This is a genomic window from Roseibium sp. ROS1 (assembly GCF_054658215.1).
In genome coordinates this window covers 1,269,514-1,292,485 of record NZ_BAAGIG010000001.1, presented here as the reverse complement: position 1 = coordinate 1,292,485, position 22,972 = coordinate 1,269,514, and the positions used below count along the sequence as shown (strand labels likewise).

18 protein-coding genes are annotated in these 22,972 nt (G+C 60.0%); 13 read left to right on the top strand and 5 right to left on the bottom strand.

The features are described from left to right. Positions 1-198: 198 nt before the first annotated feature. From ACYQ6M_RS05820 to ACYQ6M_RS05770, 11 genes are all read left to right on the top strand, one after another. Entirely contained in the window at positions 199-1,044 is an 846-nt protein-coding gene (locus ACYQ6M_RS05820) for an AAA family ATPase (protein ID WP_055656676.1), read from the top strand. A 105-nt stretch (positions 1,045-1,149) separates the two neighbouring features. Further along, complete coding sequence (locus ACYQ6M_RS05815; RefSeq protein ID WP_460072653.1) at positions 1,150-1,686, top strand: hypothetical protein; 537 nt, start codon at positions 1,150-1,152, stop codon at positions 1,684-1,686. A gap of 61 nt (positions 1,687-1,747) precedes the next feature. Next, the gene (locus tag ACYQ6M_RS05810) at positions 1,748-2,272 is read left to right on the top strand and encodes a SixA phosphatase family protein (protein ID WP_055655271.1); all 525 of its coding nucleotides are present in this window, start codon (positions 1,748-1,750) and stop codon (positions 2,270-2,272) included. Positions 2,273-2,318: 46 nt separating this feature from the next. Next, positions 2,319-3,833, top strand: a complete 1,515-nt coding sequence (locus ACYQ6M_RS05805; protein ID WP_460072651.1) for a YcjX family GTP-binding protein — start codon at positions 2,319-2,321, stop codon at positions 3,831-3,833. Then, positions 3,830-4,876, top strand: a complete 1,047-nt coding sequence (locus tag ACYQ6M_RS05800; protein WP_062488255.1) for a YcjF family protein — start codon at positions 3,830-3,832, stop codon at positions 4,874-4,876. The genes ACYQ6M_RS05805 and ACYQ6M_RS05800 overlap by 4 nt, the downstream gene beginning before the upstream one ends. Before the next feature lie 183 nt (positions 4,877-5,059). Next, a complete protein-coding gene (locus tag ACYQ6M_RS05795) occupies positions 5,060-7,240 on the top strand; it encodes an autotransporter family protein (RefSeq protein ID WP_460072649.1) in 2,181 nt (726 codons plus the stop codon). A 141-nt stretch (positions 7,241-7,381) separates the two neighbouring features. Next, positions 7,382-7,918 (top strand): dTDP-4-dehydrorhamnose 3,5-epimerase family protein, encoded by a 537-nt coding sequence (locus ACYQ6M_RS05790; protein ID WP_460072647.1) that lies wholly within the window; start codon positions 7,382-7,384, stop codon positions 7,916-7,918. Between the two features lie 47 nt (positions 7,919-7,965). After that, entirely contained in the window at positions 7,966-8,871 is a 906-nt protein-coding gene (locus tag ACYQ6M_RS05785) for a Gfo/Idh/MocA family protein (protein ID WP_460072645.1), read from the top strand. Continuing rightward, a complete protein-coding gene (locus ACYQ6M_RS05780; RefSeq protein ID WP_460072643.1) occupies positions 8,868-9,839 on the top strand; it encodes a glycosyltransferase family 2 protein in 972 nt (323 codons plus the stop codon). Before ACYQ6M_RS05785 ends, ACYQ6M_RS05780 begins: the two co-directional genes overlap by 4 nt. Positions 9,840-9,878: 39 nt before the next feature. Continuing rightward, positions 9,879-11,054, top strand: coding sequence for a vWA domain-containing protein (locus tag ACYQ6M_RS05775; protein ID WP_460072641.1), 1,176 nt, complete (start codon positions 9,879-9,881; stop codon positions 11,052-11,054). A gap of 33 nt (positions 11,055-11,087) precedes the next feature. Then, entirely contained in the window at positions 11,088-12,215 is a 1,128-nt protein-coding gene (locus ACYQ6M_RS05770; RefSeq protein ID WP_460072639.1) for a class I SAM-dependent methyltransferase, read from the top strand. Between the two features lie 74 nt (positions 12,216-12,289). Here the strand turns inward: ACYQ6M_RS05770 and ACYQ6M_RS05765 are convergent, their stop codons facing one another. Together ACYQ6M_RS05765 and ACYQ6M_RS05760 are read right to left on the bottom strand one after the other, a co-directional pair. Continuing rightward, complete coding sequence (locus tag ACYQ6M_RS05765) at positions 12,290-12,715, bottom strand: universal stress protein (protein WP_023000675.1); 426 nt, start codon at positions 12,713-12,715, stop codon at positions 12,290-12,292. A 69-nt stretch (positions 12,716-12,784) separates the two neighbouring features. Beyond that, positions 12,785-13,573: an AraC family transcriptional regulator gene (locus ACYQ6M_RS05760; protein WP_460072636.1), complete on the bottom strand. Its 789-nt coding sequence runs from the start codon at positions 13,571-13,573 to the stop codon at positions 12,785-12,787. 306 nt (positions 13,574-13,879) lie between these two features. On the opposite strand from ACYQ6M_RS05760, the gene ACYQ6M_RS05755 reads away from it, so the two are divergent. Further along, positions 13,880-15,106: an MFS transporter gene (locus ACYQ6M_RS05755; protein ID WP_023000673.1), complete on the top strand. Its 1,227-nt coding sequence runs from the start codon at positions 13,880-13,882 to the stop codon at positions 15,104-15,106. Positions 15,107-15,188: 82 nt separating this feature from the next. On the opposite strand, the gene ACYQ6M_RS05750 is transcribed toward ACYQ6M_RS05755, so the two are convergent. From ACYQ6M_RS05750 to ACYQ6M_RS05740, 3 genes are all read right to left on the bottom strand, one after another. Next, the gene (locus ACYQ6M_RS05750) at positions 15,189-15,509 is read right to left on the bottom strand and encodes a 2Fe-2S iron-sulfur cluster-binding protein (RefSeq protein ID WP_023000672.1); all 321 of its coding nucleotides are present in this window, start codon (positions 15,507-15,509) and stop codon (positions 15,189-15,191) included. A gap of 127 nt (positions 15,510-15,636) precedes the next feature. Then, positions 15,637-15,999: an Hpt domain-containing protein gene (locus tag ACYQ6M_RS05745; RefSeq protein ID WP_208984210.1), complete on the bottom strand. Its 363-nt coding sequence runs from the start codon at positions 15,997-15,999 to the stop codon at positions 15,637-15,639. A gap of 250 nt (positions 16,000-16,249) precedes the next feature. After that, the gene (locus tag ACYQ6M_RS05740; RefSeq protein WP_023000670.1) at positions 16,250-16,564 is read right to left on the bottom strand and encodes a hypothetical protein; all 315 of its coding nucleotides are present in this window, start codon (positions 16,562-16,564) and stop codon (positions 16,250-16,252) included. A gap of 282 nt (positions 16,565-16,846) precedes the next feature. Between ACYQ6M_RS05740 and ACYQ6M_RS05735 the strand changes: the two genes are divergently transcribed. Further along, positions 16,847-22,621, top strand: a complete 5,775-nt coding sequence (locus ACYQ6M_RS05735) for an apolipoprotein A-IV repeat region-like domain-containing protein (protein ID WP_023000669.1) — start codon at positions 16,847-16,849, stop codon at positions 22,619-22,621. Positions 22,622-22,972 lie beyond the last annotated feature (351 nt).

The window sequence follows — 22,972 nt, the reverse complement described above, 5'->3', positions numbered from 1 at the left end:
ATAGGCTTAGGAAATTTTCCTTTTCCAGAAGCGGAAAAAAGAACCCGGCAGGTCATGACCCGACAGGCAAAAACTTCCGCTCTGGCCGGTGGCAGATGTTCAAAATTGCCGTGCGCCGGCACTCCTGCCTTTTACGGGCTTGCACAGCCGCGCGCGGCCTGCCACCTTGCGGCCAACCTAGGAAAAACGGACGGCCAAATGCGCTTTGAAGGAACTGAAAGCTATATTGCCACGGAAGACCTGAGGGTCGCGGTCAACGCCGCAGTCGCCCTGGAGAGGCCGTTGCTGATCAAGGGTGAACCCGGCACCGGCAAGACCGTGCTCGCCGAACAGGTTGCGGTCGCCCTGAAAGCCCCGCTGATCGAATGGCATGTCAAATCCACCACCAAGGCTCAGCAGGGCCTGTATGAATATGACGCCGTTTCGCGCTTGCGCGACAGCCAGCTCGGTGACGAGCGCGTCAAGGACATCAACAACTACATCCGCAAGGGCAAGCTCTGGGAAGCATTCGACGCTGAAGAACGGCCGGTTCTGCTGATTGACGAAGTCGACAAGGCCGATATCGAGTTTCCGAACGATCTTCTCCTGGAACTCGACCGCATGGAGTTCCACGTCTACGAGACCGGTGAAACCGTCCGTGCAAAGCAGCGCCCGGTGGTCATCATCACATCAAACAACGAGAAGGACCTGCCCGACGCCTTCCTGCGCCGGTGCTTCTTCCATTTCATCAAGTTCCCCGACGCCGATACCATGGCGGAAATCGTTGAAGTGCATTTTCCCGGCATCAAGCAACGGCTCCTGTCGGAGGCGCTGCGCCTCTTCTATGACGTACGCGACGTCCCCGGACTGAAGAAGAAGCCCTCGACCTCGGAGCTGATCGACTGGATCAAGCTGCTGCTGAACGAAGACATCGATCCTGAAACCCTTCGTCAACAAGATAGCTCCAAACTGATACCGCCGCTGCATGGCGCGCTGTTGAAGAACGAACAGGACGTGCACCTGTTCGAACGCCTGGCATTCATGGCGCGGCGGGAACGGTCCTGAAGACCCGGGCCTGCCTCAACGTGAAAGCTGGTCGAGGCTGAGCGCCCGGGCGGCGGACCGGGCAAAACGCGATCTTCGGGTCGGGGTGACAAGGAGACTGACTTGGTGAAACAGACCACCGCTCTTCTGGTGCTGGCGATGCTCACGCTGCCGATAGCGGCGAGCGGGCCTGTTCTTGCACAAGTGCCTCCCGAAAAGGACGCAGGCTGGCAAAGCGATGTCGGCGGATTGCGCCATTTCACCGGCCTGCGCTGCCCCGACATGATCGGCGATTACTACCGCATCAAGGTGATGGAGGGTGATGCCGTCAGCCAGGCGGGATGCATCTACACCGGCCGCGACGGCATTACCGCTGTCCTGCGCAAGCACCTGCAGGGCACCGGCCGTCGCGAAGCGCTGACATTTTCCCGCAATTACAAGGCAGCCGGGTTCGAACCGATCAAGCTGACGGGCGCTGCCGCCTCCGGCATCTCGTTCCGGACCCGCAACTGGACGCCGACAAGCCTGTGCGAAACGATGTGGTACTTTTCCGGTGCCACATCGGACTATACATTGTGGCTGTCCTACACGCTGCCGACTCAGGAAGTGGAGATCGGACCGGCAGTAACCGCCTTCACCATGGCGCTTGCCAACCAGAACTGACCGGCAGTCCGGCTTTTGACCCGCCGGCACAGTTTCCACTTTCAAGGAACCAGGAAAGACAATGCGGCTCCTTTTGTTCAGACACGCCAAATCAGACTGGGGCGACGCGAATCTGGCCGACATCGACCGGCCTCTGAACAGCCGCGGCAAGGCCGCCTCCGTCAAGATGGCCCGTTACATGAAGGAACAGGGCCTGCAGCCCAACCAGATCCTGTGCTCTACTGCACAGAGGACCCGGGAAACCCTGGCCCGCCTTCTGCCTACCCTCACACAGGAAACACAGATCCACCTGGTGTCCGACCTCTACCAGCAAAGCGAAGACGACTATGTCGGGCTGATCCGCCGCTATGGTGGCCGCGCCCAGAACCTCATGGTCATTGGCCATAACCCGGCTACCGAGGACACGGCGTTGAGCCTCAGCGGCACGGCATCCAGCGACGCGATTGCAGACATTCAGGAAAAGTTTCCGACTGGCGCTCTTGCCGTGATCGATTTCGACATTGCCGACTGGTCGGAGCTGCAGCCGAAGACCGGCCATCTGGAACGTTTCGTCAAACCACGGGACCTGAAGGAAGACCTCGACTAGAGCATCAGCCGAGTCCCGGATTGTACTTGTTCCCGCCTGCGCCTACATGAACGCGCTGGAGGCCCTTGTGAACCCATTGACGACACTTGCAGAAGAAACCCGGCTGACACTGGCCAATCTTGCCGATGCGGCAACCGATCTGGCAGTGCCGAGCGTCCGGCTGGGCGTGACCGGACTTGCACGCGCAGGCAAGACCGTCTTTCTGACCGCCCTCGTGCATAACCTCGTTCATGGTGGCCGCCTGCCGCTCTTCAGCGCCGCTTCCGGGCACAGGATGACCGGCGCGAGGCTACAGCCGCAACCTGACGACGCCGTGCCGCGCTTCGACTATGAAGCGCACGTGCGTGCCCTGGTGAGTGAGCGTATCTGGCCGGATTCGACCCGTCAGGTCTCCGAGCTGCGCCTGACCATCGACTATGAGAGCGCCTCCTACTTCCACCGCAAGCTTGGTCCCGGCCGCCTTCATCTCGACCTGATCGATTATCCCGGCGAGTGGTTGCTGGATCTGCCGCTTCTCGGCAAGGACTATGCCACCTTTTCCGCCGAGGCAATGCGGCGCGCCCGGGCGGAAAACCGGGCGGAGATCGCCGCGCCGTTTCTGAAAATCCTGGTCGCCACGGATGCGAACGCGGAGGAAAGCGAACCGGCGGCACAAGAGCTGGCGGCAAATTTCAAAACTTATCTGGCTGCCTGCAGAGCCGACGCCCACGCCCTGTCCATGCTTCCCCCGGGACGCTTCCTGATGCCCGGGGATCTCGACGGCTCCCCGGCCCTGACCTTCGCGCCGCTGGACATTCCGGCAGACGCCGCCCCGGCAAGGACAGGCACGTTGCGGGCGATGATGGAGCGGCGATACGAGGCCTACAAGACCCACGTTGTGCGTCCGTTCTTCCGCAATCACTTCGCGCGCCTCGACCGCCAGATTGTGCTGGTCGATGTCCTTCATGCCCTGAACGCAGGACCGCACGCGATTGCCGATCTAGAAACCGCCCTCACCGAAGTTCTCGGAGCTTTCCGTCCGGGCAAACGCAGCTGGCTGTCCTCCATCCTGTCGCGACGGATCGACCGCATCCTGTTCGCGGCGACCAAGGCAGACCACCTGCACAGATCGGATCACGACCGACTGGAGCTGATCCTGAAGAGACTGGTTGCCCGAGCAGAAGAGAAGGCAACATTCAAGGGTGCGGAGGTCGAAGTGCTGGCCATGGCTGCGGTCCGTGCGACGCGTGAGGCAACGGTCAAACATCGCGGCGAAGCTCTGCCTGCGATCCTTGGAACACCGTTGCCGGGCGAACGGCTGAACGGTGACACCTACGACGGAAAAACCGAAATCGCCATGTTTCCCGGTGACTTGCCGGACGACCCTGAATCACTTTTTGGACAAGCTGACTCAGTTTCTGAAGCACTTCGAGCAAGCTTTCAAACCGCTCAGGCAGACCTTCAGTTCCTGAGGTTCCGGCCGCCGGAACTCGACAAGACCGCAGAAGGCCTGACTTTGTCTCTGCCGCATATCCGGCTTGACCGCGCCCTGGAATTCCTGATCGGAGATCGCCTGGCATGACCGGTTCCCAGCCCCCGTCCAATCGCAAACCGACCGCCTTCCGTCTCGATGATTCCAAGGTGCGGATGACCGATGACGAAACAAGGATGCCCTCGGCCGGTGAAGCCCTGGTCACCCAAGCCTTCATTGATGACGAGGAACCTCGCCTTCCCCGCGCCGCCAGCACTCCCAGATCCGGATTTCGGTTCGGCAAGTGGCTGATGATCGGCCTGTCCGGCCTCGTCTCGCTGGCAGTCGGCCTTGCGGTCGACAGCCTGATACGGGATCTCTTTGCCCGGACCGACTGGCTGGGATGGCTGGGTGTGGCTCTTGCCGTTCTGGCGGCGCTTGGTCTGCTCGGCCTGGTCATTCGCGAGATCGCGGGCCTCATGCGCCTCGGCCGAATAGACCACCTGCGGGATCGGCTGCAGAGCGCGGCCGAAGCAGATGACGCGAAGGCGGCATCAGTCGGCCTGAAGGAACTGCTCACACTCTACAAGGACCGTCCCGAAACGGCCCAGGGCCGCAAGGCGCTGGCAGGGCATATGCGGGAAGTCATCGACGGCCGGGATCTGGTGAAACTGGCCGAACGCGATCTGCTCAGCCCGCTCGACCTGGAAGCCCGGCGTATCGTGATGAACAGTGCAAAGCGCGTTTCCATCGTCACGGCCGTCAGCCCACGGGCACTGGTCGATCTGCTGGCGGTCCTGTTCGAGAACCTGCGCACGATCCGGCGCCTGTCCGCCCTTTACGGTGGGAGACCCGGCACACTTGGCTTTCTGCGCCTCGCAAAACACGTCATGGCACACCTGGCAGTGACCGGCGGCATGGCAGCAGGCGACAGCCTTGCCTCGCAGGTGCTGGGTCACGGTCTGGCGGCTCGACTTTCCGCCCGCCTGGGCGAAGGCGTGGTCAATGGACTGCTCACTGCCCGCATCGGCATTGCAGCAATTGCAGTCTGCAGGCCGGCACCGTTCGTGGCCGGCACTGGACCGACCATCTCGGACTTCATGGGTGAGCTTGTCTCGTTTGCCAAAAAAGAAGACCCGGCCGACAAGTCTTAAAGTTTAGATTTCAAATAATACACGGCATGGTTACACGCGCAACGTAACCAAATCGATTGCTATTTCTACCAATGACACATAAACGTTTCATTCATTAAGGTTTCTGCGGACGAGCAGTGGCGTCTTCCTCGGAATACAACAATAATAGCCAGGTGAGACGTTAACTTGTGTAGCGACAGACCGTTGCCAATCAAGACGAAATCCGCCCTTCAGCATCGCCGCCAACTCAAGGCTTTTCTGCTTTGCAGTTGCGCCCTGGTTTTGCTTGGTCCGGAAAAAGGCCTTGCAGGTGACATTACCATCGGCACGGGCACCACGGTCACCACAACACAGACACTGACGGACGTTGGCGACACCGGAACAGTCGAGAGCGGCGGCACCATCGAGGTTACCGATCAGGATGGCCTCGTTCTGGACAACGACGACCAGACAGCAACCAACAACGGCACCATTACAGTCACCAAGACAACCATTGGCACACCTAATTTTGCCGGTATTGGGTCGAACGAAGACGACGCCACGGTTCACAACAACGGGTCCATAACCACTACCGGCAGCCGTGCCTTCGGCATTGCCGGTGACGGGGACGACTTCACGGTCACCAACTCGGGTACCGTCACCACAACGGGCAAGGAATCCGATGCAATCTTGTCGCTTGGTGCGGACACGGACATCACCAACTCCGGCACGATTTCCACGACCGGTGAAGCTGCCTATGGCATCAATGCCGAGGGCGACCGTCCGACCGTCTTGAACTCAGGCACGATCACCACGACAGGTGACGACGCCTATGCCATCGACACCGATGAAGACGACGCGAAGATAACCAACACCGGAACGATTACAACGACTGGAGAGGACGCAGACGGCTTTGACAGCGACGGCGACGATGTCATCCTGATCAATACCGGTGTGATGACCATGTCCGGTACGCTGGCAGACGGCATCGACAACGACGGCGACCGCGCCGCGATCACCAACTCGGGCACCATCACCGTTTCGGGAGAAGACGCCAACCCGATCGAATCCAATGGCGACGATGTCACCATTTCCAACAGCGGCACGCTACGTAACACTGGCACGATTTCCGGAGATCACGACGATGTCGGACATGGCATTGCCGTTGACGGCGACAATGTCACGATCACCAACTCCGGCGAGATCTACAGCAGCAACGGGTCCTCAATCTATGTCGATGGTTCTGATGCAACCGTTACCCTGAACAATGGCACCATACTTCAGGGTGTTCTGACCTTTTCCGATCCGACCACCGCAACCCTGAACTACGCGGCCGGGCGAACGGCGATCCTGACCTTCAGCGGCATCCCGGGAACGCTGACGACGGCAGGCCTCACTTCAGCGACCAACGGCAACACGATCACCATCCTCAATCCGGACGACTTCCGGCTGGACACGGTTGCCCAGACCTTCAACACCATGACGCGCGCTGTCACCGGCAGCCTTGAACAGCAGATGGACCTCAATCGACTGGGCGGCACGTCCTTCGTCGCAACCAACGGTCCGGCTCCGGAAGGGCATAACGCCACCGCGCTTTGGGTCACGCCTCTTGGCGGTGTTCTTTCCAGGCAAGGCAGCGACGGGTTCGACCATACATTCGGCGGCATCACTGCCGGGGCTGAGAAGACATTCGCCGAAGGGCTTGCCGCCGGTGTTGCCGGTGGCTTTACCATCGGCAGGACGACCAGCGACGGCGACATTCACTCGGCCTCCAGCTACAGCATCCACGCCGGTGGCTATCTCAGCCGCTCCTGGCAGGCGACCTTTGCTCAATTCAGCCTTCTCGGCGGCTACCTGAAGAGCGATGAAGACGTCACCATCCTCAACAACATGGTTGTCGGTGGCCTGCAGGACCTTTCCATCGACTACGACTATGTATACGTCACGCCCTCCGCGCGTCTCGGCCATGCCTTCGCCCTGAGTGAGGGTACGCTGACACCCAGCGCTCGAGTGCGCTACTCGGGTCTCTGGCAAACGGGCGACGCCGATGAAAGCGCAACCGGCCTTTCGGTTTCCGGCCGGTCGCTGCACGTTCTGGAACTGCGCGCGCAGGCGACCTACGATCATGCCCCCATCGTCCAGAATGGCGGCACGCTCTATCTCAGTGCGAATGCGGGTATCGACGGCATCTTCACGCTAAACGACAGTGTCGACGGCACCCTGCAGGGAGCCGCCTTGAACCTGTCCGTCGACGACGACGACGCGGTGCTCCGCGGTTTTGCGGCAACCGATGCCGTGTGGCAGGTCAATGACGGCACGAAATTTCTCGCCGGAATTGAAGGCGGTTACGACAGCGCCGATACACTATCCGCATCGGTTCGCCTGGGTGCCAAGATCAGTTTCTGAGGACTTGGGAAAGGCGCCTTCCCTCAATCGCTGTTCCGATGCTAGCCTCCACATCCTCGTGAAACCTGTTAGTCTGTCCTTGGGTCCGGATGGGCCGCGAAGCTTGCGCGAGAAAAACGGTCGTTGGGGTCAGGCAATCCGATGAAAACCGAAGAAACGTCAATTGAAGGCGTGATTGTCCATGACCTGGTTTCGCACATCGATGACCGCGGCAGTTTCACCGAAATCTACCGGGAGACCTGGCTCACCGGTTTCAAGTCGATCCAGTGGAACATCGTCACTTCGAAAGAAGACACATTGCGCGGTGTTCACGTGCACAAGGATCACTACGATTATCTGATGGTCCTGTCCGGAAAGATGCTGCTTGGTCTGCATGACATACGCCGCGACAGCCCGACCATTGGAACATCGCAGTTTCTCGATCTTTCAGCGGAAAACAGACGAGCTGTTTCAATTCCGCCGGGTGTTTGCCACGGGTTTTATTTTCCGCAAGCCGCGACGCATCTTTATTCCGTTTCCACCTACTTCGACCCGGCGGACGATTTAGGCTGCAAGTTCGATTGTCCGGAACTGAACCTGTCTTGGCCAACGAAGGACCCCATCCTTTCCGATAGAGACAGAACAGCCGACAACTATTCGCAGATGCTTGAGAAATTCTATGCGGACGCCAATGCCTGATTACGCAGTCACCTGCAATTTCGCATCACCCGCTGTTGGACACAGCCATGACTGATATCGGTCTGGTTGGCTTTGGCCGGTGGGGAAAGCTCATCTTTCGCGATCTGCGCAGCTTGGGTGTAAACGTGCACGTGGCGGTGCCCGGTTCGGACAGCCAGAACGCAGCCCGGGAGGCCGGAGCCGCTTCGGTGTGCGATAGCGCTGCCAACCTTCCTGACTGCGCGGGATATGTCGTTGCGCCACCAACCGTGCTTCATGCGGCCTGCATCGACGCACTTGCACCGCGGAACCGGCCGATCTTCTGCGAGAAACCGGTCACCAACGACGCACAGGCAGCGCAAAGACTTGCCGATACGCTGCAGGAACGTCTCTTCGTCATGGACAAGTGGCGCTATCATCCCGGCATTTTGAAACTTGCGGAACTGGCAAAATCCGGCGCTCTGGGTCAGATCGAAGCGGTGCGCACCTATCGGCTCGGCTGGGGCAATCCTCACAAGGATGTCGACAGCCTCTGGATCCTGATGCCGCATGATCTTTCGATTGCGCTCGAAATCCTGGGAACATTGCCCAAGGCCCAATCGGCAATCGCCCAGATCCCGGGCCTGGGCGGTGAAGACCTGATTGCCCGTCTTCAAAACGATGGAGAACCGCTGACCGTCACCATGGAGACCTCATCCCTCCATCCGGCCCCCAAACGCTCCGCCATCGTGATCGGCAGCAAGGCGGTAGCCCAACTGGCCTCGTCCTATGACGATCGCATTCTCCTTGCTCCGAGAGATCATGGCCAGAAGCCTCAGCAAATCGAGGTTGGCACGAAAATGCCTCTTCTGGCCGAACTGGAAGCATTCGTCGCGCATCTGGAAGGGGGGCCTGCTCCAAAGTCCTCGGCTGCAGAAGGCGCATTGATCGTCAGGCGCATTGCCGAACTCAGAGCGCTCGCAGGATTGCCGTGACCCATCCGCGCTTCACCGTCCTGCTGCCGGTCAACAGACCACCCGCGCTTCTGCCATTCGCCGTCGAAAGTGTTCTGGGACAGTCCCTGCAAGATTTCGAACTGTTCATCGTTTGTGACGGCGCCCCCCAAGAGACCGTGCAGGAAGCGGAGAAACTGGCAGGGCGTGACGAGAGGATCCGCGTTTTTTCCTTCCCCAAGGGAGAACGGCACGGCGAAGCTCATCGGGACACGGCTCTCAAGCAGGCAAATGGCAAATTTGTTGCCCAGATCGGCGATGACGACATCTGGTTTCCCGAACATCTGTCGGAACTGGGACGCCTCCTGCAAACCTGCGACTTCGGTAATCTGCTTCAGGCTGAAATTCTGCCTGACGGGACCTTCAAGGTTCATATCGGAGATCTGTCGGACGCGGACACGCGCCGCAAGATGCTGGAGACGCGTTGGAACTTCTTCGGCCCGTCGACGGTTGGCTATTCCCTTGAGGCCTATCGGTCTCTGGATGTCGGCTGGAGCCCGGCACCACCTGACTTCTGGACCGACCTCTTCATGTGGCGGAAGTTTCTGGCACGCCCGGACTTCACCTTTGCAACACGGCCCACGGTTCAATGCATCAAGCCTTCCGCCGTGCACCGTCAGGACATGTCGCTTGCCGAGAGGCAGGGTGAAATGATGGCGCTGATGCAAAGGTTTGCCGATCCGGCGGAAAGGCAGGATTTCCAGACCAGCTGCATTGAAATGCTGATCAGCCACCTCAGGTCCGAAAGCCGGCAGCATGCGGACAACGCGGCCCGGCAGACGCAAACGGTTTCCGCCCAGCAGGGGAAGATCCGAGAATTGCAGGCCGAACTCGACCTGCAGAAACGCCGTTACGACGCAATCCTCGCCTCGTCTTCCTGGAAGATGACGGCGCCCTTTCGCAAAAGTGGCAAGCTGCTTCGCAAACTCCTGTCGAAGCGACCTTTTTGACCCCTCGACAGGCAACTGCCGGGAACTTACCTTTCACACATGTTCATTACCTTCTTCACCGAACTGAAATCGGCCGGCATTCCGGTCTCGCTCCGCGAATATCTGACGCTGATGGAAGCGTTGGATAAGGATCTGGCGGAAAAGAGCGTCGAGGATTTCTACTATCTCGCCCGGCTCACGCTGGTGAAGGACGAGAGCAACCTGGACAAGTTCGACCGCGTCTTCGGCCACGTCTTCAAGGGGCTCGACCTCATGAGCGAGGTTGCCACCACCGAGATACCGGAGGAGTGGCTGCGCCGCCTGGCGGAAAAGCATCTCAGTGAAGAGGAAAAGGCCCAGATCGAAGCACTCGGCGGCTTTGAAAAGCTGATGGAGACCCTGCGCGAACGCCTCAAGGAGCAGCAAAAGCGGCACCAGGGCGGCAACAAATGGATCGGCACAGCCGGCACGTCGCCGTTCGGTGCCTATGGCTACAATCCGGAAGGTGTGCGCATCGGCCAGCACGAAAGCCGGCACCGTCGTGCGGTCAAGGTCTGGGACAAGCGCGAATTCAAGGATCTCGACGACACCCAGTTGCTAGGCACCCGCAACATCCAGGTCGCCCTGAAGCGACTGCGCAACTTCGCACGAACGGGCGCTGCTGAAGAACTGGACCTCGACGACACCATCCGCGCAACAGCCCACAAGGGCCTTCTGGACATCAAGATGCGGCCGGAACGCCACAACGCGGTCAAGGTGTTGTTGTTCTTCGATATCGGCGGGTCGATGGACGATCATATCCGGGTCTGTGAGGAGCTGTTTTCAGCCGCACGTTCCGAATTCAAGGTGATGGAACACTTCTACTTCCACAACTGCCTTTACGAGTATGTCTGGAAGGAAAACCGTCGCCGCCATACCGAGCGCATGCCGACGATGGACGTGCTGCACAAATACCCTGCCGACTACAAGATCATCTTTGTCGGCGATGCGTCCATGAGCCCCTACGAGATTGCCTACCCTGGTGGCTCGGTTGAGCACTGGAACGAGGAAGCCGGAGCCGACTGGATGCAGCGGATCACCGGGCTTTACAAGAGCGCGGTCTGGCTGAACCCGGTTCGGCAGGAACACTGGCACTACACGCATTCCATCCAGATGTTGAACGAACTCATAGAAGGCCGCATGTTTCCCATGACCGTCGAAGGCCTGACGGACGCCATGAAGGAACTGGCCAGGTAGATTTTCCGCACAAAAGGCGCAGAAAGGGAACACATGGAACCGCCCCCAAAACCCGATCACCCTTTCGCGCAACCTGTTTCCCACGCAACCACCACCGGCATGTCCGGCGGGGGATTTTACAACGCCAACTCGGCTGCCCAATGGTCTGCCATCGAAAAGATATTGCCACTGCTTGAAGAGGCGATTGCGACCCTGCCGGTTGAGGGTAGCGGTCCCGTTGGCATTGCCGACTACGGCTGCTCGGAAGGCCGCAATTCTGTTGCCGTCATGAAACACGCCCTCCCGGCGTTGCTTGCACGCACCGAACGGCCGATCCAGACCATCCATTCAGACCTTCCCACAAACGACTTTTCTGAACTTTTCCGCAGCCTCAGACCGGATGGCGGCTCGGTCTTTGGATCTGACAGGATTTACTCGGCCGCGATCGGTGGCTCGATGTACGATCAGCTCTGCCCGCCGCAAAGCTTGCATCTTGCCACCACCTTCAACGCCATCGGCTTTCTCTCCTGCCGCCCTGTCGACACGTTGCCCGGCTATATCCTGCCCAACGGCCCAAGTGTGGCACGGGCAAACGGTTATGTTTCCGAAGAAGACCGGCATGCCTTTGCCGAACAGGCGAAGAACGATATCGCCCGCTTCCTTACCGTCCGCGCAAGGGAACTGGTTCCAGGTGGCAAGCTGCTGGTTCAGGTGTTTGGCTCCAAGGGACAGGCTCGAACCTGTGACGGCCTTTATGATCTTCTGAACGACGCGGTTCTGGACTTCGTGGAGTCCGGAGACATCAGCAGGGACGTCTACGACCGCTATTACCAGCCGGTGTACATGCGAGACCTGCAAGAACTTGCAGACCCGGTCACCAACGATACGTATGGAGCTGCCGGTCTCTATTCACTCGACCGGTCAATGGAGTACGAAATTGCGGTCCCGTTCGTCGACCGCTTCAAGCAGGACGGCGATCTTGACCGCTATGCCCGCGACTATGTCAATTTCTTCCGCGCCTTCACCGAAGCCGTTTTGCGTGCAGCCCTGCCTGAAAGCCCATCGCGAGAGGATCTGATAAACCGGATCTTTGCAAGGGCTGAAGACCTCCTGAAGGCGGACACCAGCCTCTACCCCTTCCGCTATGCAGCCGTCGCCATGCTGCTGACGCGCAATGGCTGACGGCTGGGGTTCACGAGCCGATCGACCTTTTCTAGGCCCGACAGCATCGAACGGCCTGATCGCTGCTTGTCGCTCTAGCTGCGCAGCACCATGACCGAGCACGGTGCATGGCGGACAATGTGGGCGGCATTCGAGCCGATGAAGTAGGTCGACAGGCCGGGCTTGTGCGATGTCATCAGCACTAGGTCACAATTCGCCTTTTCGGCTTCCTCGATCACTTCATGATACACCGACCCCATACGCACGGTCACATCGACAGTGCCTTCGGGAACGTCCAGATCAGATGCGATCTTGTCGAGGATTTTCGCGGTTTCCTCGAATTCCCGCTTTTGCCAGCCTTCCGGAAGCTGACTCGCCACGAAGCTTTGAACTTCCGGGCAAACCGCCATCAGGTGGATCTTGGAGCCATAGTCGCGAGCAAACTGCGAGGCTTTGGCAAGCGCCTCCGTGGCAAAGCCGCTTTCGGCCGGGTCAACGGGAACGAGGATTTTCTTGAACATGTCTTGTCTCCCCAAAAAATCAGGTCGACTTTTTGTGCGCCCGGAACACATGCACCGCCATGACAAGGATCAATCGGCTTCGACACCGTCAAAGTATCGGCCGGGTGTCACGCCGAAGGCCTTCTTGAAGGTCGAGACGAAGGAACTCGGCCCCTCGTAACCGAGCTTGTGGGAGACGTCGGAAACGCTTCGCCCGGACGCCAGCAACTCCAGAGCCCGGAACAGTTTCACCTGGCGGCACCAGGTACGGTAGCTGAGCCCCGTCTCCGCTTTTATGCGCCGCTCGAAAGAACGCACGGAAGTCGCACACCGGTTAGCGGCCTCGCTGAGCGAGGGAATATGTGCCGGACAGCGGACGACGCCTTCGCACAGGTCGCGCAGCCGGGCATCCTGCGGCATCGGCAGCTGCAGGGGGGCAACCGGCAGCATCTTCAACTGATCCAGGATAACCGCAGCGATCCGTGCCGCCGGCCCCTTGTCCGTCTCGGAGCGCGGATAGGACATGAACTCGAGAATGAGTGCCCTGAGCAGGGTCGTCACCTGCATCACCTGCGGTGTTTGCGGCAGATCCCTCGTGTAATCATACTGGACATAGATGTAACGCAGCTCCGTGTCGGTCAGATACCGGGTCTGGTGACTGACCCTGGGCGGTAGCCAGACCGCCCGCTCGGGTGGCACGAAATAGGTGCCCATCTCCGTGTCGATGGCAATCGATCCCCTGATCACATGGAAGAGCTGCGCTGCATCATGCGAATGCCAGCCATTGTTCCGGCCCTGCAACTGGGTCCGCGCGTATCCGATAATCGGTGCGGCGACAGCCTCTTTCGGAAACTCGGCAAGTTCGGGATGAATGCTCATGCGCCGGATCGTATACCTTCACCCCGATATTGCACAGAGGGCCAATAGCACCGGAGGACCCGGCAACGCAGCATAATCGCGGCAACTATGCCCAGGTCCTGCCGGCAAGGTGAAATGCTTTCCTTGCGCCAAGCCATGATTAACAAGGATCAATTCGCGTTTTTGCCGGATGCCTAGCGCCGCACCAGCCAGAATTTGGCGTGTCGGAAACATCTCATGACAAAACAGCGCTAACACGCAAACCGCAATTGGCGTTAGAAACGGCTCGCAACACTGCCGAACGTTTTCTTTTTCCACGGCCACACAATGTCTTACTTCACCCAGAATGCGCACCCGAACGAGGCGACCGGCTGGCGGTCTCCTGTGGTTCTCCTGATGATCATGGCAGGTGCCATGCAGCTCTCCTTTGCTGCCTGGTGGAACCTGATGAACAACTTCGCCGTCCAGGAGCTGGATTTCACCGGCCGGGAGATCGGCATTCAGCAATCGATCCGGGAAATCCCGGGCTTCCTGAGCTTCCTTGCGGTCTATCTCTTGTTGATGATGCGCGAGCAGACGCTCGCCTATGTGTCGCTGCTGCTCCTGGGCGTCGGCGTTGCCGTCACAGGCTATTTTCCGACCGCGATCGGCTTTTATGTAACGACGCTGATCATGTCGATCGGCTTCCATTACTACGAGACGATGGCGCAGTCGCTGTCGCTGCAATGGCTGCCCAAGGCAACGGCCGCTGCAAGCATGGGCAAGATCCTGGCCGTTGGCGCCTTCGCCCAGTTGATCGCCTATGGTGTCATCTTCCTGGCGTGGAAGATGTTCGAACTGTCCTTCACGGTGGTTTTCGCCATTGCCGGTGGGCTGACACTGGTCGTTCTTGTTTTCCTGATCTTCGCCTATCCGCATTTCCGTGAAGGCGTGCCACAGCACAAGAAGCTGATCCTGAGAAAACGCTACTGGCTCTATTATGCCCTCACCTTCATGGCTGGTGCGCGGCGGCAGATCTTCACGGTATTCGCCGGCTTCCTGATGGTCGAACGCTTCGGCTATGACGTTCACGAAGTTGCGGGCCTGTTCCTCCTGAACGGCGCCTTCAACATGGTGCTGGCACCCAAGATCGGAAAACTGATTGTTCGCTTCGGCGAGCGCAAGGCGCTGGTTCTGGAGTATGTCGGCCTGGTCCTGGTGTTCATCTGCTATGCCTTCGTCACCAACGCGACACTGGCGGCCAGCCTTTATGTGATCGATCACGCTTTCTTCGCGATCGCCATAGCCATCAAGACCTACTTCCAGAAGATCGCCGATCCTGCCGATATCGCCCCCACCGCCGGTGTCGCCTTCACGATCAACCACATCGCCGCGGTGTTCATTCCGGTGGTATTCGGCTTCATCTGGCTGGTGTCCCCGGCTGCGGTCTTCCTGGCCGGCGCTGCCATGGCCCTGGTCAGCCTTGTGCTGGCAACCCTGATCCCGAGCAATCCGGAAGAAGGCCATGAAGTCGACTTCTGGTACCGCAAGCCTTCTGCCCAACCTGCAGAGTAAACTCTGTACCTGGACAAACCAAAACGCCCGCCGGAGTGATCCGGCGGGCGTTTTGTTTGAAATCTTGTCTGAACTGACCTGATCAGGCCTGCCGCTCAGGCACATGCACCACAAGGCCGTCGAGATCGGACGTCACCTTGATCTGGCAGGACAGGCGCGAGGTCGGCTTCACGTCGTAGGCAAAGTCGAGCATGTCCTCTTCCATCGGTTCCGGAGATCCGGTCTTGCCGCTCCAGGCATCATCTACATAAACGTGGCAGGTAGCGCAGGCGCATGCACCGCCGCATTCCGCTTCGATGCCCTGGACCATGTTCTTGATGGCGTTTTCCATCACCGTAGAGCCTTCAGCGGCGTCAACGTCGGTCCGGGTTCCATCGGCGGTTACAAATGTGATTTTCGGCATATGTCGCGTCCAAGCCTGAATTTGCGGGTCTTCGAAGCACGACATAAAGATTTACGGCAAAAGGTCAAGGACCGTGCCATTTCCACGCGGCAATCTGCCTCTCCCCGACCTGGGCGGGGTCTGACCTTCAACCTTCCAGAAGGTCCCGGATGTATCGGTTCGCCTCATCGACCGCCGCAATCAGGCCTTCGGTGGCCGTATCGGTGCTGGAGCGCATCTTGCCTTCCAGATTTTCGCAAACGATCGCGACCCGCTCCGCGCCGATGGCCCGGGCAGACCCTTTCAGGGTATGCACGAGGTCGAGGCGAACGGAATTGTCGGTTTCCTGTTTCAACCGCTCAAGCGTCGAGATGGACTGTGACTTGAACAGATGCAGGACCTGCACTTCTAGATCCCGGTTACCCAGCGTATTGGTTGCCAGTTGCACCAGATCAATCGGTGCCTCCGGACCGGCGCGTCCGGCGACGCGGGCCATGGAAGAAGGGGCCATAAGGGTGCTCCACATTACTCGATACCTGCCTGACGGCACCCCGCCGCAAGCTGTAGAGCCACAACAATGCGCCCCAAGCCCAAACACCCGGTTAAACCGGTTGCTCAAACCGTCCCTTTCGGCCCATGTCCCCAAAAAATTGATTTCATGGTTAATGCGTTTTAACGCAGGTTACGAAACAGGATTAAAAAAGTCCTTGCGTTTCCGCCGATTTCCTGAATCGCTAAAATTTTAATGATCTGATTCGCCGTTAACTTTTTTTGACTTTTTGACTTGCAGAAAGTGCTTCGATGGCGGCGGGCGTGAGCTTGCAGACCAGCCAGTCGGGCTTGATTGGGTTGGAAAACCAAGGCTCTGCCCAACCTGCATCGATACAGGCGCGGATTGTGCGCGCCGGAATTTCCCGGCCGTTGTCATCGAACAGAGGCAGCTTGCCCCCCGCCTGCCCGAGCCCTTTTTGCAACCACCGCTTTTGCGCAGCCGTCAACTTTCCCGCTTTGAGAGTAACTTCCAGAACCGTATTTTCAGCATCTGCCGATGCGTCAACCTGCTTTGAATCCGGCATCCAATCCGCCCCCTAAGTGACTCACGCTATTGCCGTTTCTTGTTCGTTAGGAGAGATTGTGCCATTACAGTTACTGATGCGGCAAGGTGGGGAGTGTACCGTCGAACGGAAAGTTCACGGTCGGTCAGCGGCGGCCCTCTCGCACGAACAGGTTTTGCGGCGTTGCCACAGCTGGGCAACGCTCGCAACGAGGACGCATCCGGTAGATAACTGTAAGGAGCTGCGCCAGCGGCTCTGCACGATTACCGGTGTGTAATGAGTACGGATGTGAGGCGACCCTAAATGGCAAATCCGACAAAGGCGAAAGATCCGGCAGAAGCGGCTCTCTCAGCAGTTGAAGAAGCCCTGAAACTTGATTTCGGCGGCCCGGATACCACAGAAACAACCTCCGCGGCAGAGGCTAGCCCTGCCCAGGCGGAACCGGCACGCCGGTCCCAGGGGGAAACGCGAGGCCAGTCCCAGCGCGAAGAGCAGCGTCAGTCAAGACGCCGTGGCCGCGGCGGACGCCCGCCGGCAGCCAACGACGATCGCCGGAACATCGGCAACCTGATCTACTCCTTGCAGCGCCGTCCGTCTTCAGCGCCGTTCTGGGGCGCCCTCGCCCTCAGCGCCCTTTGGGCCGCGCTTGGCAGCAGCCTCTTCATGACAGCGTTCCCCGACAAGGTCGGATCGCTGACCGATCCCCAGACGCTGCTCAGCTCTCCTGAAATGATCCTGGCCGTCGTCGGCATCGTCGTTCCGATCATCTTCTTCTTCGTCATGGCCATGATGATCTGGCGCGCGCAGGAGATGCGCATTGTCGCCCGTGGCATGACCGAAGTGGCCCTGCGTCTTGCCGAACCGGAAGACATGGCCAAGGAAAGCATCCTCAGCGTTGGCCAGGCCATCCGCCGCGAAGTCGCCGCCATGGGCGACGGCATCGAACGCGCGATCGCGCGCGCAAGCGAGCTGGAAGTCCTTGTCCATAATGAAGTGTCTTCGCTGGAACGCTCCTATAATGACAACGAACTGAAGATCCGCGCCCTGATCGACGAACTGATCAGCCAGCGCGAGTCCATCGTCATGAACGCCGAGCGCGTGCGCGAAACCATCGCCGGTGCCCATGAGAGCTTCGCCTCACAGCTCTCCAGCACCTCCGGTGAACTCGGCAGCACCGTGGACCATGCTACCCAGCGCATGATCGATGCGGTCAACAGCCGTGTTGAAGAACTCACATCCACCGTCGACAGCCGCATCGAGTCTCTCGGTGCAACGCTGAACGCCTCCGGCAATGAACTGGTCGACAGCCTCACGGTCCGCGCGGAAGACTATGTTGCCCGCCTCTCGTCTACCGGCAACGATCTGGTCGACAGCCTGGCGGAAACCGGTTCCACCATGTGGGAAACGCTCACGGCACGTGGCAACGAGGTCAACGAACGCTTCGCAGACACCGCGAACACCTTCGTGGAAACCCTGTCCGCTCGCAGCACGACGATCAACGAGACCCTGGCAACTTCCAGCAACTCGGTGATCAACACCTTGAGCGAAAAGGCGGACGAGTTCCGGCTCACCCTGGAAACGACCGGCAACAACGTTGGCGAAGTGATCACGGCGCGCGGCGAGGAAATCAACGCCAACCTGTCGCTCACCTCCGGCCGTCTCATCGACACCATCACCTCGCGCACCGAGGAACTGGTGGCAACCGTCGACAACCGCGTCACCACGCTGGACGAGTCCCTTGCCGAGACCGGCAACCGTGTGGTCGAGAGCATTTCCGAAAAAGGCCAGGCAGTTACCGACACCATCTCGATCCGGGGTGCGGAAATCGTCGAGACCCTGTCCAGCCGGTCTACGGAAGTTGCGGAAATCCTGCGTGGTACCGGCGAGAGCATTGTGGTCGATCTGTCGCTGCGCGGCGGTGAAATCGCCTCCAAGCTCGACGAAACCGCAGGGTCCCTCACCCAGACCATCTCCGTTCGCGGTGGTGAGCTGGCCGAGAAACTCGACAATATCTCCGAACGTATCTACACCGCCATCTCCATCAACGGCAGCGAACTGGACGAACGTCTGGCTGCCCGCAGCAACGAGATGGCCACCATCCTGGAACAGCAGACCATTGGCTTCCGGGAGACCCTGGAAAGCGTCTCTGGCGAATTCTCCGCGAGCCTCGGCGACCAGACCGGTGCACTTACCCAGAAACTGGCGGAAACCGGAACCCAGCTTGCCGAACTCATCGGCAGCCGCGGCGACCGTGTCGCCGGCGACATCAACCAGATCAGTGGCAAGATCGCCGAAACTCTGGAAGTACGTGGCCAGGCGCTGCAGGACGGCCTGTCGAGCCGCCTCACCGAGCTGGAAACCATCGTCACCGATCGCGGCGGCCAGCTGATCGACGCTTTCGACACCAAGACCCTGCTGTTGTCCGAAGCGCTGGATTCACGCCTGTCCACGCTGGATACGACGTTCGCCACCCGTATCGACTCCATGGACGCCTCTCTGGGCGATCGCATCGCGACAATGGATGCATCGCTCGACCAGCGCTATTCGGCAATCGATGCAACCCTGACCGACCGTATCGCGGCCATGGATGCGACCCTCGAGCAGCGTTACACCGCCATCGACACGACCCTGACCGATCGTATCGCCACCATGGATGCGACCCTCGAACAGCGTTACACCGCCATCGACACGACCTTGACCGACCGTATCGCCACCATGGACAGCTCTCTGGAGCACCGCTTCACCACCATGGATGCGGGCCTTGGCGAGCGGATCGGCACCATGGACGCTTCGCTGGAACAGCGCTACGCCCTGATGGACGCCACCCTCACCGATCGCATCAGCACGCTGGACAATTCGCTTGAGCATCGCCTCTCGTCGATGGACAGCTCGCTCAGCGAGCGGATCTCCACGATGGACTCCTCTCTCGGCAGCCACATCAACACCCTGGACCTGACGCTCGATCAGCGGACCGCGGCCTTCGAGGCAACCCTGGAAGCCCGTACGCAGATCCTGTCCGATGCCATCGAGAACCGCACCACCGGCATCAGCGATGCGCTGGAGGAAAAGACCCGCAACATCACCGATGTACTTGCGGACCGTTCCGACGCCATCACGCTGCAGCTTGGTCAGCGCATCGAAGCGGCCGGCAACACCCTTGCCGAGCGCGCCGAGGAAATCGGCCAGTCCCTATCGCAGCGAGTTGATACAGCAACGTCTGCAATGGCTGACAAGGCCGAGCTGATCTCCGCCTCCATGACCAGCGGTACCGACCGGATCGACGAGACCCTCGATGCGCGTGCCCGGCAGATCTCCGAAACCCTGATTTCCCGCACAAAGGAAATCGCCAAGGCCTTTGTCGACGGTCAGGACGAAATGACCTCTGCCCTCGACAACCGTCTGGCGGAAGCCGGCAGCGTGCTGGGCAAGCAGAGCGAGCAGCTGACGGAATCCCTGTCCGAGCGGATCGCCGAGATCAACGTCTCCCTGGGTGCCAAGGTGTTCGAGGTTGCTGAAACCCTCGACAGCCGCGCCACCCAGCTGGAAACACTGCTGAATGAGCGTCTGGAAAGCATTTCCGGCACCCTCACCGGCGAGAGCGAGCGTGCCCGTGACATTCTCACGGCCGTTATCTCCGAAGCCGGAGCAACGCTCTCCACCGAAAGCACGCGTCTGCGTGATGTGGTTCAGGAAGCGGTCACCGCCGCTGTCCAGACCCTCTCCGACGAACGCAATCGTACGGTCGAAATCGTCGACAGTGCTCTCAGCCAGGCGACGGAGAAGCTCTCCGGTGAAGGCGATCGCATGCGCCAGATCGTCCTGGGCTCCGTCGGCGAAGCTCGCGGCGTCCTGGTTGGCGAAAGCCAGAAGGCAGCCGATGCGGTTACCTCTGCAATGAGCCAGGCTACCGGCGCAATGTCCGGTGAAAGCGGCAAGATCCGCGAGCTGGTGCTCAGCGCGGTTGGCGATGCCGCCCGCGCCATGGCTGCTGAAAGCGAAAAGGCCCGTACACTCTACGCTGGCACCCTGGCCGAGTTCTCCGGGTCTCTGACCGGCGAAAGCGACAAGGTCCGCAACGAACTGTCCGGCCTGATTGCCGAAATCTCCGGCAACCTGTCCGCCGAAAGCGAGCAGGCCCGCATGACACTGGCGAAAACGCTGGAGGAAATCCGCGGCCAGATGTCGAGCGAAGCCGGCATGGTTCGTGCCCGCGTCAACAGCGCCGTTACCGAAGCAGCAGATCTTCTGGTCGGCCGCGGCAACGAGGTCGCCAACGAACTGCTGGACAAGGCAACCGCGCTCAACGAAGCCTTCGGCGCCCGTTCCGGCGAGCTGGCGAAGATCGTCGGCACCGACGGCAACGAACTCATCAGCGCCATCGAACTGCGTGCCAACGACCTTACCGGACGCCTGTCCGAGGTCCACACGGCGATCCTGGAAGCCATCACGGTCAAGGGCCGCGATGTCACCGATACATTCGCCCATACCGGCCTCGACGCGACCCGCTCGCTGGTGGAAGCCGGCGACCGTATCGTCGCCAGCATCAACGAGCGCAGCGAACAGGCAACCACCCTGCTCACCGACACCAAGCGTCGGCTGGAAGCGGACGTTACCGAGATCCTCAACAAGATCGAGACGTCCAACAGCAACCTGCAGGGTATCGTCGCGACTGCGGGCGAGAACCTCAACGAGGTGGAGGGCAACCTGGCCCGCCGCGCCGGCGAGTTCCGCTCTGCCGTCGACCGGGCGGTTTCGGAAACCAACTCCACCACGGCCCTCATCACCGAACAGGTTGCAAACCTGCGCGATGTGACGGACACCACGCTGGCGGACATCAAGAACCTCACCGGCCGCTTCGGCGACCAGTCGGAGGAACTGACCAAGGCAGCCCGTCACCTGGAAGACACCAACCGCTCCGTCGAGAGCCGTGTCTCCGAGCGCCGGACCGCAATCGAGGACGTTGCGGACACGCTTCTGGCGAAGACCGAAGCCGTCGACACGCTCATGCGCTCCTTCACCAAGACCCTGTCCGAAACGCTGGAAACGGCAGACGACAAGGCACGCGATGCAGCCAACATGCTGTCCGCGGCGGCTGAAGCAGCATCCAAGCAGGTGTCCGAGCAGTTCGAATCCATGCGCCTCACGGCAGGCATGGAAGGACAGAAGGCCCGCGAAGCTATCCGCTCCGCACAGGACGACATCATCGCCGAGATGACCCGCACCGTTACCGAAGCGTCCGATCGCTTCAACGATGCGGCCGCCCGGATGCGCGATGTTGCCCGCGACGTTCACCGCGAGCTGGAAGCAACCCGCAGCGAACTGAAACAGGGTGTCCTGAACCTGCCGGAAGAAGCGGAAGAATCTTCCGCAGCGCTGCGCAAGGTGGTCAACGAGCAGATCCGCGCTCTGACGGAACTCTCCGAGATTGTCGCCAAGCAGTCCAACGCGCTCGACATCTCCCGGCCGCAGGCCCAGGCAGCAGTGGCAAGCGCCGCTCCTGCTCCTGCCCCGCAGCAGCAGGCTCCGGTGAACTATGCTCCGGCAGCCCCTGCCCGTCAGCAGAGCGCTCCGGCAAGCGAACCGCGTCCGGCACCGGTCACCACTCGCCGGCAACAGCCGGCCCCTGCCGAAACCACCAGTTCCGGTGGCAAGGGTTGGGTTGCCGACCTGCTGCGCCGCGCCTCGCGCGACGACGATGCCGGTTCGGACACGGACATGAGCCGCACGCCGCTGCACACGGTTGAAAGCCTCAACTCGCTGTCGGTCGACATTGCCCGCGCCATCGATCACGAAACCTTCGTCGATCTGTGGAACCGCTACCGCAATGGCGAACGCCACGTGTTCACCCGCCGCCTCTACACGCTGCAGGGTCAGCAGACCTTCGACGAAATCCGTCAGAAGTACTCTCGCGATCCGGAATTCCGCACTGCCGTCGAACGGTATGTGGCAGACTTCGAGCAGCTCCTGGCCCAGGTATCGCGCAACGACCGCGACAACATGCTCGGCCAGACGTACCTGACGTCGGACACCGGCAAGGTCTACACCATGCTGGCCCACGCCAGCGGCCGGCTCGACTAAGAGACGGACAGTCAGACACGAAAAAGGCGGCCACTGGCCGCCTTTTTTATTTGCAGGGGCAAAAAACGGCCGCCGACTTCATCGCTGTACGCAAGCAACCCGTTCAAGGCCAATTACCTGCATGAGCTCAAAACGGCATCAATATCCTCCCAAGCGAAGCGGAGCGTCGGGGGACACCCGCATTTCCACTTGGATGGGACTGCGGGCATTCCAAAGTAACGCCCGCACCGACCCACCAACGCTCTGCAAACGAGTAGGCCCCGGATCTCACTTCGTTCGCCCGGGGTGACGCCCTGCCTGGATTGATCCAGGGACGCAAAGCGACCGACGCCGCATGACTTGAAGATGCAA